Here is a 6261-nt window from a genome sequence, read left to right as displayed (position 1 = left end):
GCCGATTCGTCGCTGACGCAGTTCGGCGGGCGGGTTTCGGATTCCGGCGAAGGACGCTGGACGCTGAAGGCGGCGATCGACACCGGCGTGCCGGCGCCGGTTCTGTCGTCGGCGCTGTTCGACAGGTTCTCCTCGCAAGGCGAATCCGAATTCGCCGACAAGCTTCTGTCCGCCATGCGCTATGCCTTTGGCGGCCATGTCGAAAAACCCAAGGCCGGCTCGTGACGGGCGACAGGGAGGCACGCCCATGAGCCAGGAACGATCGGACACGCTGGTGCTTTTCGGCGCCACCGGCGATCTCGCCCATAAGAAGATCTTCCCCGCTCTTTACGCCATGGTGGCCAAGGGGACGCTGAACGAGCCGGTGATAGGCGTCGCCTTCGATCCCTGGGACCTCGCCAAGCTGCAGGCGCGCGCCCGCGACGGCATCGTCAATGCCATCGGCAGCATCGACGAGAAGATCTTCGCCAGGCTTGCCTCGCTGTTGCGCTATGTCAGCGGCGACTACCGGGCACCTGCGACCTTCGAGAAACTGAAGACCGCGCTCGGCAGCGCTGAGCGGCCGCTGCACTATCTGGCGGTGCCGCCGGCGATGTTCGAGGTCGTCGTTCAGGGGCTGGAGCAGTCGGGCGCCGCCCAGGGTGCGCGCCTGATGGTGGAAAAGCCGTTCGGCCACGATCTGCAATCGGCGCGCTGGCTGAACCGGGTGCTGCATCTGGTCTTCGACGAGAAGTCGATCTTTCGCATCGACCATTATCTCGGCAAGGAGGCGATCCAGAACCTGCTCTATTTCCGCTTCGCCAATTCCTTCCTCGAGCCGATCTGGAACCGCAATTACGTCGAGAGCGTGCAGATCACCATGGCCGAGGATTTCGGTGTCGAGGGCCGCGGCCGCTTCTATGATGAGGTCGGCTGCATCCGCGACGTCATCGAAAACCACCTGCTCAACATCCTCTTGCTGCTCGCCATGGAGCCGCCGGTCGGCCGCTCGGCCGACGATCTGATCGACGAGAAGGTGCAGGTGCTGCGGGCGATCCGGACGCTGACCAGGGACGATGTCGTGCGCGGCCAGTTCGACGGCTATCTCAACGAGCCGGGCGTGGCGCCGAACTCGCCGGTCGAGACCTTCGCGGCGGTGCGCTTTTTCGTCGATACCTGGCGCTGGCAGGATGTGCCGTTCTTCATCCGAGCCGGCAAATCCCTGCCGGTGCACGCCACCGAGGTCATCGTGGGGCTGAAACGGCCGCCGCTCGACGTCTTCGATCCAATCACACCCGGCGACTGCAATCACGTGCGCTTCCGCATCGACCCGCAGGTGGCGATCTCGATCGGAGCCCGGCGCAAGGCGCCCGGCGACGACATGGTCGGCGAGCAGGTCGAGCTCACCGCGCTCGACGATTCGAAGGGCGACATGCCGCCCTACGAGCGGTTGATCGGCGACGCCATGAACGGCAACGGCCAGCTGTTCACCCGCCAGGACGCCAGCGAGCTCGCCTGGCGCATCGTCGGCCCGGTGCTCGGCGACACCACGCCGCCGCCTGTCTACGCGCCAAAGACGTGGGGGCCGGCCGAAGCCATGGCTGGATTCGGGCCGCCGAACGGCTGGATCAATCCAACGAAATGATTTCTGGGAGGCGAAAGTGGTGGCCAAAGCGGTGAAGCAACCGGCATCAGACGAAGAAAAGATCGTGCTTGCGATCGATATCGGCGGCTCGCACGTCAAGATCCGCACCAGCGCCGGCGGCGACGAGCGCAAGACCGGTTCCGGACCGGAGCTTACGCCGCAGCAAATGGTCGCGGCGGTGAAGACGCTCGCCGAAGGATTGCAATACGATGTCGTCTCGATGGGCTATCCGGGTCCGGTGCACCACAACCGGCCTTTGACCGAACCCGCCAATCTCGGCAAGGGCTGGGTCGGCTGCGATTTCGCCGCTGAGTTCGGCAAGCCGGTGAAAGTCGTCAACGATGCGCTGATGCAGGCCGTCGGCAGTTATGAAGGCGGCCGCATGCTGTTCCTTGGCCTCGGCACCGGCCTGGGGGCCGCGATGATCGTCGATAATGTCGCCCAGCCGATGGAGCTCGCCCATCTTCCCTACAAGAAGCGCGGCAGTTTCGAAGACTATGTCGGTGAACGCGGCCTGCAAAAGCGCGGCAAGAAGAAATGGCGCAAACACGTCTTCGACGTCGTCGACCGGCTTCGCGCCGCCATGCAGCCGGATTACGTGGTCATCGGCGGCGGCAATGTCGATGAACTCGCCGACTTGCCCGCCGATTGCAGACGCGGCGACAACACACGCGCCTTCGAGGGCGGATTTCGACTATGGCGCGACAAATCCCTGATTATCTGATATTGCTGATTGTCTGATATTATCGAGCACCGGCTCAGGGTTGTTAATCCCGCGCTGCCGTTAGTATTATTATTCAAAATAATGTGTGACGTGGTGCGGCGTCATTGCATTGCGCAGATTTGCCGACTAGGAATTTCTGCGACCCCCACGGACGGAGAAATAGATTGATCGACGACAGCAACAACGCTCGCAAGGACATCGACCTGCTCGAGCTGACCGCCCATATCGTGTCCGCATATGTCGAGAAGAACCGCTTGCCGGCTTCCGGCCTCGGGGATCTCATCGCCAGCGTCAGCGCCTCCATAGGCGGGCTGGGGCAACCGGCAGTGCCGGTCGCCGCGCCGCTGACGCCTGCCGTCAATCCCAAGAAATCGGTGACGCCGGACTACATCATCTGTCTCGAGGACGGCAAGAAGTTCAAATCCTTGAAGCGCCATATCGGCGTCCATTTCGGGCTGACGCCAGATGCCTATCGCGCCAAATGGGGCCTGCCGTCCGACTACCCGATGGTCGCTCCCAACTACGCGGCCTCGCGTTCGCAGCTCGCCAAGGCGATCGGCCTCGGCCGCAAAGCCGCCCCGCCCGCTCCCGTCAAGGGAAGGGGCCGGAAGGCCAAGGCGACGGCTTAGGCTTCGTTGGTATTTGATCGGCCTGCGAACGGCGGTCTCTGCATCCCGTAGCAGCACCAATAGCCATCGTGGCGCTGCCCCTCATCGCCCTGCCGGGCACTTCTCCCCGTAAAGAACGGGGAGAAGGGGCTTGGCCGCGACGCTGGCGACCCCCTCTCCCCGTCCTTCACGGGGAGAGGGTAAGGGTGAGGGGCAGCGCAAACGCCCAAAATTGGCAGGGCGATGGAACACCGCCTTCGACCAGCCTGCCTCCCTTCGCCAGAACGAAATTCGTTGATCCAGGCCGGATTTTTGCGCGCGCCTCCGGCCGAACTGCGCTAAAGGCTTTTTTGGCCGGACCAGCGCCCATCGTGGAAGTGCCCCGCCGGCCGACATCGCCGCCACGGGGCCTAATCCATGACCACAGAATCCCAAGTACCATCCGACCAGCGCTATGCCGCCTTTCGCCACCGGCCGTTCCTGAGCTACTGGGCGGCGCGCTTCCTCTCGACATTCGCCACCCAGATCGTGTCGGTCGCCGTCGGCTGGCAGATCTACGATCTCACCCGCGACCCGTTCGACCTCGGCCTTGTCGGCATCGTCCAGTTCCTGCCTTCGCTGCTGCTGGTGCTGGTCACCGGCGACGTTGCCGACCGTTTTGGACGCCGCCTGATCATGGCGCTGGCGGTGCTGGTCGAGGCGGGCTGCGCCTTGGCCCTGCTGCTGTTGACGCTGCGCGGCCTCTCCGGGCCGATGCCGGTCTTCATCGTGCTCGCCATGTTCGGCATCGCGCGCGCCTTCTTCGGGCCGGCCTCGTCATCATTGTTCGCCAATCTGGTGCCGCCGGAGGATTTCGCCAACGCCATCGCCTGGAACTCGTCCGCCTGGCAGACAGCAACCATCGTCGGGCCGGTAGCCGGCGGCCTGCTCTACGGGCTTTCGGCCGAAGCCGCCTACACCTCCGCGGCCGTGCTGATGCTCATCGCCGCCGTGCTGATCTTCACCATCCCGAAGCCCGCCCAGCGCAGCCGGACCGACAGGCCGACGGTACAGACCCTGTTCGCCGGCTTCGGCTACATCTGGAGCGAAAAGATCGTGCTCGGTGCCATTTCGCTCGATCTGTTCGCGGTGCTCCTGTCCGGCGCCTCGGCGCTGCTGCCGGTCTATGCACGCGATATCCTTGAACTCGGCCCGTGGGGGCTCGGCCTGTTGCGCTCGGCGCCCGGCGTCGGGGCCATCTGCGTCGCCATCTGGCTGGCCGGACACCCGATCCGTAACCATGCCGGCCTTGTCATGCTCGGCTTCGTCGCGCTGTTCGGTGCGTTCACGGTTCTGTTCGGCCTCTCGGCCATCACCTGGTTGTCGATCGCAGCCCTTGCCCTGCTCGGCGCCACCGATATGTTCAGCGTCTATATCCGCGAGACGCTGATCCAGCTCTGGACGCCGGACGACGTCCGCGGCCGCGTCAACGCCGTCAACCAGGTGTTTGTCGGCGCCTCCAATGAGCTCGGCGAATTCCGCGCCGGCACCATGGCGGCGTTGATCGGCACGGTTCCGGCCGTGGTGGTCGGCGGCGTCGGGGCGATCGCTGTCGCCGGCCTATGGGCGGTGCTGTTCCCGCAGCTGCGCAAGGTGCGTCATCTCAGGGGACGAAACTAAAGCGCGACGCGCTTTAGTTCGTTTGTTTGTGCATGTCGTTATCCCAATACCGCTGCACACTTTGAGCGAAATGCACCGACTTCACCGCAGCGCCGGCTTGCCGAAAATCATCGGCAGGAACTCGCCGAGCCAGCGCTTGAGGTGCATGTCCCAGATCAGCCGGCCGCCGAGATGGTCGCGGCCGGGCTGCGCGCCGGGCAGTTCGAAGCGGTGAGCGCCGCGCACCACCCAGCGCTGCATCATCGCCCGGGTCAATTCGCCATGGAACTGGATGCCCCAGGCATTGTCGCCATAGCGGAAGGCCTGGTTGGGATAGGTTTCGGCCGTCGCCAGAAGCGTCGCGTCCTTGGGCAGCGAAAAGCCCTCGCGATGGAACTGATAGACCATCTCCGGCCAATGCATCAGCCTGCTGCCCGCTTCGGTCGCCTTCAGCGGATACCAGCCGATTTCGACGAGACCCTCGCCATGACCCTCGACCCTGCCGCCAAGATGCTTGACCAGCATTTGCGCGCCGAGGCAGATGCCCAGCAGTGGCCGGTTCTCGTTGAGCGGAATCTTAAGCCAGTCGGTCTCGCGACGGACGAACTCGTCGCCGTCATTGGCGCTCATCGGCCCGCCGAACACCACGGCGCCGGCATGGCCATCCAGCGTCTGCGGCAAGGCCTCGCCGAGCGGCGGGCGGCGGATGTCGAGATCGAAGCCTTCCTCGATAAGCATATGGCCGACCCGTCCGGGGCTCGAATGCTCCTGATGCAGCACGATCAGGATCTTTGGTCTCGGGCTTGGCTTGGGCGGCATTGGAAGGCGGGATCCTGTCTATTCGTCGCTCGACGTTCCGGCTGCACCAGGAGCCGCGGCGGCCGCCTTGAGGCGCGCCTCGACACGGTCGCGACGTTCGACGCCGATCAGCTCGGCGACCCGCCAGACGGTATTGTCCTCGAGTTCGTGCAGCTCGCCATCGGCATAGACGATCTCCCACATCAGGCCGATGAAGGCCTTTCGCGCCTCGGCATCGAGATGGCGCTTGAGCACGCTGGTAAAGGCGTAGAGGTCGATCGCCTCATTGTCGGCCCGCTCGCCGGCAGCCGCCAACGCGTCGAGTTCGTCGCCGCTGATCGAGTAGCTTTCCGCCAGCACCTTCTTGAACCGCTCCCATTCGGTATCCTGGCGCACCCCGTCGGCGTTCATCACGTGGAAAAGCAGGGCGGACGCCGCAATGCGCGGATCGTCGGCGCTGGCGCTGGCGCCACCACCGGACGGCAGATCCCTTAGAAACGACAGAACGCGTTCGAACATCAAATCATTCCCAATAAGCCCGGGTCCACTCGACCCTGATCAGAACAAACGAAACCGGCGCGTCAATTTATCCGCCGCGTCGTCGGGATCGACGCCGGGGTCGTCGGGCAGTCGCGTCAATTCCTGCGCCGGCTCGACGGCTTCGGCATCTTCCGGCACCGCGGCAAACGCCGCCGCGGTGACCGGTGTCACATGATCCTCGCCGGCACGGTTTTCCGGCCTCTCCTCGGTCGCCGCGCTCGGCGTCTCGGCAGCAACCGCTGTGGGCTCGATCGCCTCGGCTGTTTCCTCCACCGGCTTAGCTGGAGCCGCGATTGCCGGCACCGGTGCCTCCGGCGTCTCTTCATGGC

6 protein-coding genes and 2 pseudogenes are annotated in these 6261 nt (G+C 64.6%); 5 read left to right on the top strand and 3 right to left on the bottom strand.

Going from position 1 to position 6261, the window contains the following annotated elements; translation table 11 throughout:
• From E5W70_RS10120 to E5W70_RS10100, 5 genes and pseudogenes are all read left to right on the top strand, one after another.
• A pseudogene (locus E5W70_RS10120) lies at window positions 1-225 on the top strand (6-phosphogluconate dehydrogenase (decarboxylating)); the annotation flags it as partial.
• A gap of 22 nt (window positions 226-247) precedes the next feature.
• The gene (gene zwf, locus E5W70_RS10115; protein WP_292657170.1) at window positions 248-1624 is read left to right on the top strand and encodes a glucose-6-phosphate dehydrogenase; all 1377 of its coding nucleotides are present in this window, start codon (window positions 248-250) and stop codon (window positions 1622-1624) included.
• 19 nt (window positions 1625-1643) lie between these two features.
• On the top strand, window positions 1644-2348 hold the full coding sequence (locus E5W70_RS10110; RefSeq protein WP_292657279.1) for an ROK family protein: 705 nt from the start codon (window positions 1644-1646) through the stop codon (window positions 2346-2348).
• Between the two features lie 164 nt (window positions 2349-2512).
• Window positions 2513-2977: a MucR family transcriptional regulator gene (locus E5W70_RS10105; protein ID WP_292657166.1), complete on the top strand. Its 465-nt coding sequence runs from the start codon at window positions 2513-2515 to the stop codon at window positions 2975-2977.
• Between the two features lie 396 nt (window positions 2978-3373).
• Window positions 3374-4615: an MFS transporter gene (locus E5W70_RS10100; RefSeq protein WP_292657165.1), complete on the top strand. Its 1242-nt coding sequence runs from the start codon at window positions 3374-3376 to the stop codon at window positions 4613-4615.
• 81 nt (window positions 4616-4696) lie between these two features.
• Here the strand turns inward: E5W70_RS10100 and E5W70_RS10095 are convergent, their stop codons facing one another.
• The 3 genes and pseudogenes from E5W70_RS10095 to E5W70_RS10085 all read right to left on the bottom strand — a co-directional run.
• Window positions 4697-5413 (bottom strand): glutamine amidotransferase, encoded by a 717-nt coding sequence (locus E5W70_RS10095; protein WP_292657163.1) that lies wholly within the window; start codon window positions 5411-5413, stop codon window positions 4697-4699.
• Window positions 5414-5431: 18 nt separating this feature from the next.
• On the bottom strand, window positions 5432-5911 hold the full coding sequence (locus E5W70_RS10090; RefSeq protein WP_292657160.1) for a TerB family tellurite resistance protein: 480 nt from the start codon (window positions 5909-5911) through the stop codon (window positions 5432-5434).
• 39 nt (window positions 5912-5950) lie between these two features.
• Window positions 5951-6261 (bottom strand): annotated as a pseudogene (locus E5W70_RS10085) (heme biosynthesis protein HemY); the annotation flags it as partial.

The organism is Mesorhizobium sp., assembly GCF_005063415.1.
GTDB lineage: Bacteria > Pseudomonadota > Alphaproteobacteria > Rhizobiales > Rhizobiaceae > Mesorhizobium.
This window is presented reverse-complemented; position numbering and strand designations above follow the sequence as displayed.

Bases quoted from the DNA above. Each gene is read 5' to 3' on its own strand.
- E5W70_RS10100 (WP_292657165.1), top strand. From the start codon at position 3,374: ATGACCACAGAATCCCAAGTACCATCCGACCAGCGCTATGCCGCCTTT.
- E5W70_RS10090 (WP_292657160.1), bottom strand. From the start codon at position 5,911: ATGTTCGAACGCGTTCTGTCGTTTCTAAGGGATCTGCCGTCCGGTGGT.
- zwf (WP_292657170.1), top strand. From the start codon at position 248: ATGAGCCAGGAACGATCGGACACGCTGGTGCTTTTCGGCGCCACCGGC.
- E5W70_RS10095 (WP_292657163.1), bottom strand. From the start codon at position 5,413: ATGCCGCCCAAGCCAAGCCCGAGACCAAAGATCCTGATCGTGCTGCAT.